Origin of the sequence: Halapricum sp. CBA1109 (assembly GCF_009741825.1) — an archaeon.
Classification (GTDB): Archaea; Halobacteriota; Halobacteria; order Halobacteriales; family Haloarculaceae; genus Halapricum.
This window is the reverse complement of sequence record NZ_WPCA01000201.1, coordinates 1-3,659: the sequence shown is the minus strand read 5'-3', so window position 1 is coordinate 3,659 and position 3,659 is coordinate 1. Positions and strand designations below refer to the sequence as shown.

Below are 3,659 nucleotides of genomic sequence, written 5' to 3'. Positions count from 1 at the left end.
CCTCGTCGGCGTCGTCGTCGAACCACGCCGACTCGTCGTCGGTGGGGTCTGCCTCGGCCGCTTCGGTCGGGGTGTCGTCGGCCTCGATTCCTTCCTCCTCGGTGGCCGTCTCGTCGCCACCGTTCCCGGTGGCCGTTTCGCCGCCATCGGCCCCGTCGTCGGGCGATTGGTTCGACCGCTCCTCGGGGGTCGCGTCGTCGTCCGTCTCGCTCGGGCCGTCGTCGCGTTGGTCGTCGTCCTGTGCCTCGTCGCCGGAGTGGCCCGCGGCCTCGTCGTCGCCGTTCCGCTGGCCTTCGCGCATCTGCCGGATCCGGCGCGCGCGGTCCATTCTGTCGTCGTCACTCATGGTGTCACCTTGGTCTGGTCGGCGTAGCCGAACCGCTCGTCGAACGTCTCCGCTATCGACAGGAACACGTCGGCCATATCGCTGCTCGGGTCGTAGCCGAAGATGGATTCTCCCGCCGAGAACGCCCGCTGGAGGGCCACACGCTTGCGGACCTCCCAGATGGGGAAGCCGTCGAACACCTCGCTCAGCCACGCCAGCATCTCCCGGTCCTCGTTGGTCTTCTCGACGCGGTTGGCGACGATACCGACCGTCTCGACGGTGATGCCGGTCTGGCCTTCCAGCGCGGCCATCTGGTCGATCAGCAACTCGATGGCTCGCTCGGAACTGGCCTCGGTCAGCGCCGGGATCAGGATGTGCTGGGCGGCGTAGATACCGGTGTCGGTCAACTTCCCGTAGAAGGGCGGCGAGTCGATGATCACGTAGTCGTACTCGGACTCGACCTTCGAGAGGACGGTGTCGAGGACGTCCAGTGCGTGAGAGCCCGACACCAGCGCCGGCGTCGCGTTGATCGCAAGCGGGGTCAGCGTCGCCGGGTCGATACCCAGTTCGGGGTCAGTCTCGACGCGGGCCATCAGGTCGGCGATGGTCAGTTCGTGTTCGGCCTGCAGCAGGTCGATGTTGCTCGGCAGGACGTCCATCTCCTCGTGGGAGACGATCAACTCGCCGACTTGGTCGTGGCGTGTCGGGTCCGTCAGGACGTCGAAGAACGTCGGGGGCGCCCTGTCGTAGGCGTCGAGCAACCCCAGTCCTTCGGTGGCGTTGCCCTGCGGGTCGAGGTCGACGAACAGCACGTCCCGACCCCGTTCGTTGAGCGCGCCGGCGACGTTGATCGCTATCGTCGTCTTGCCGGTCCCGCCTTTGGCGTTCGTCACACACACGCGCGGGGGTCCGTTGGAACTCATTGCCACCGTTGGGGGACACTCTGGGACGACACGTTATAAAAATACGCTCCGGGGTATCAAATCGGAAAATCGGACGCGTCAGACGACCGTCTGACCCGTCTGAAACCTTTAACACGGTGTAGGCGGTATCTACGAGACAACAGCTATGACCATCAACCCCAAGGACTACGACCTCGACGAACTCCGGAAGATGGCTCGCGAGCGCGGGTCCGGCGACCCCAGACCCGACGAGGGCGACGCCGTCGGGCCGGACCCGGACGTCGAGTGGGACCCCTTCGAGGAGGCGGAGTCGGGGGCCGACGACGGCTTCCGCGCCCGTCTCTACCGGGAGTTGCTGCCGCTGGCGGCCGCCGGCGACGACGAGAAGCCCTATCTCTCGACGCTCCCCGAAACCCACGCCGCGGAGTTTCTGGTCTTCGAGTGGCTCGAGTTTCTCCTCCTCCACGGCGGGTTCCGGGGCGCACAGAACGCCTTAGAGTACTACGAGTCCGTCGAGTGGGTCACCGAAGACGTCTCTGACGACCTGCGGGACTACCTCCTCGGTATCGACGACCAGTCCGCGCCCGACGCCGACGGCCTCGATGTCGACGACCACCTCCTGAGTATGGTGTATATCGCCAAACTCGCCGCGATGAACTGAGTCTCTTAGGCGATACTTCTACCTTCCTAGCACGCCGGGTCTAACCGCGAACCGGAGGCGCTGAACCGCGCTCGGGTCTACCAGTACGAGGAGTGGTGTTGACCTGTCCCGAACCGAAAAGGACTCGCCGCCGGTGACGGTACTTCGAGTATGGACAGTTCGCCTCCGCGGGTGATCGGATGAACCGCAGCGACCGCCTCGTCGCCGTCGTCGTCGCGGCGACACTGCTGGTCGGCGGCGTGCTAACGTGGCGAGCGACCCCCCAATCCGGGATGATGGGATCGGGGATGCACTCGCCGATGGGCGGTACCGCCGGTCCCGCGCCGGTCGCGTACGCCTTCGGGACCGTACTGCTCGCCGCTCTCGTCGTCGTCGGCTATCTCCTCGTCCGCGACGAGCAGTCCAACGGTGGGACCGAGCGGACGGCCTCGGCGGCGGCGAGCGACACGTCGGCCTCCGCGGCGCAAGCGGCGAACGGCGGATCGTCCCCCGAGGCGCAAGCGACGACGGCAAGCGAGAGCGGCGGGGACCCCGATCCGACCGAGACTGCGGCCGACCCCGACAGCGGGAACGACGAGGCCGGTGTCGCCGCCGCGAACGACGACCCGCCCACGGCGGCGCCCGCCGACCGCGTCCTCGACCTCCTCCCCGAGGACGAACGCCGCGTGCTCGGGCCGGTCGTCGACTCGCCGGGACTCACACAGATCGAACTCCGCGACCGCGCGGAGTTCTCCAAGAGCAAGGTGAGCCAGACGGTGAGCGACCTCGAACAGCGAGGTCTACTCTATCGGGAACCGCAGGGCCGGACCTACCGTGTCTACCCAAGCGAGGACCTCACCGACGGGGACGCCCCGGAATCGTGAGCCACGAACGGTCTCTGTTCTCAAACACGGTTAGAACCGTCTATAAACGTTCTCGGACGCTCCCCTCGTTCAGTTCACGCCCACGAGGATAACCGCTCGGGGGTGGTATAACCGGGTGAGGAGAACCACGATGACCGATCTATCCGTCGACCGATGGTTGCTCGTCGGACTCGTCGTCCTCGCTATCGCGCTGGCCGTGCCGCTGGTCAGCGCCCACGGGGACGGGGCGTCCGTGACTGACGACCCCCGCGGTGACCACCCCGGAGCGGCGACCGGCCACCACGGACCCGGCGGACCGATGCACGGCGCCGCCGAGGGTCACGCTGCCGGCGGCGGTCACCACGTTGACGGCGCCAGTCACCACGCTGATGGTCAGCATCAAGCTGGTGGCCAGTACCACGCTGGCGGCGCCGTCCCGAACGGCACGCACGCACACGGTGCAGTGAGTGGCTGGAACGCGACCGGGAACGTGACGCACGCCCACGGTGTCGCCGCGAACGGAACCGCAGTGCCTGCCGCGAACAACACTGTCGGGAACGCGACGGCGGGCGGTCACGGCGCGTGGGGGTGTCACTGATGACGCCAGACGACTCCGTGCTGTCGCGTCTCGCGCGTCGAGTCACCCTGTCGACGGTCGCCGTGCTGGTGGTCGCGAGCGGAACGGCCGCCGCACACGGTAGCGGGATGGGCGGCGGCGCGATGGGCGGCGGGATGGCCGGCGGCGGTCTGTACGGCGGCCTGCTCTGGATGGGGCTGTGGCTCGCGGTCCCGGTGTTGCTCGCCGTCGCCGTGATCCGCGCGCTGGACGGCCGGCGGAGGGCGGACCGGCCGCGGGACCGCCGTGAGAGCGACGCCCGTCGGGAGCGCCCGGACTGAGTTCAGAACTGTTCGAACACGTCCCCGCCGTC

The 3,659-nt window shown here is 67.9% G+C and carries 5 protein-coding genes and 1 pseudogene; 4 read left to right on the top strand and 2 right to left on the bottom strand.

Annotated features, from left to right (window positions below; translation table 11 throughout):
- Together GJ629_RS14995 and GJ629_RS14990 are read right to left on the bottom strand one after the other, a co-directional pair.
- Window positions 1–346, bottom strand: a pseudogene (locus GJ629_RS14995) (chemotaxis protein CheW); the annotation flags it as partial.
- On the bottom strand, window positions 343–1,248 hold the full coding sequence (locus tag GJ629_RS14990) for a ParA family protein (protein ID WP_157513737.1): 906 nt from the start codon (window positions 1,246–1,248) through the stop codon (window positions 343–345). The gene GJ629_RS14990 and the pseudogene GJ629_RS14995, both read right to left, overlap by 4 nt.
- Before the next feature lie 145 nt (window positions 1,249–1,393).
- Here GJ629_RS14990 and GJ629_RS14985 point away from each other — a divergent pair, with 145 nt between their 5' ends.
- From GJ629_RS14985 to GJ629_RS14970, 4 genes are all read left to right on the top strand, one after another.
- The gene (locus GJ629_RS14985; RefSeq protein ID WP_157513736.1) at window positions 1,394–1,888 is read left to right on the top strand and encodes a FlaD/FlaE family flagellar protein; all 495 of its coding nucleotides are present in this window, start codon (window positions 1,394–1,396) and stop codon (window positions 1,886–1,888) included.
- 179 nt (window positions 1,889–2,067) lie between these two features.
- The gene (locus tag GJ629_RS14980) at window positions 2,068–2,751 is read left to right on the top strand and encodes a helix-turn-helix domain-containing protein (protein WP_157513735.1); all 684 of its coding nucleotides are present in this window, start codon (window positions 2,068–2,070) and stop codon (window positions 2,749–2,751) included.
- A 130-nt stretch (window positions 2,752–2,881) separates the two neighbouring features.
- Window positions 2,882–3,328 (top strand): hypothetical protein, encoded by a 447-nt coding sequence (locus tag GJ629_RS14975; protein ID WP_157513734.1) that lies wholly within the window; start codon window positions 2,882–2,884, stop codon window positions 3,326–3,328.
- The gene (locus tag GJ629_RS14970) at window positions 3,328–3,627 is read left to right on the top strand and encodes an SHOCT domain-containing protein (RefSeq protein WP_157513733.1); all 300 of its coding nucleotides are present in this window, start codon (window positions 3,328–3,330) and stop codon (window positions 3,625–3,627) included. Before GJ629_RS14975 ends, GJ629_RS14970 begins: the two co-directional genes overlap by 1 nt.
- Window positions 3,628–3,659 lie beyond the last annotated feature (32 nt).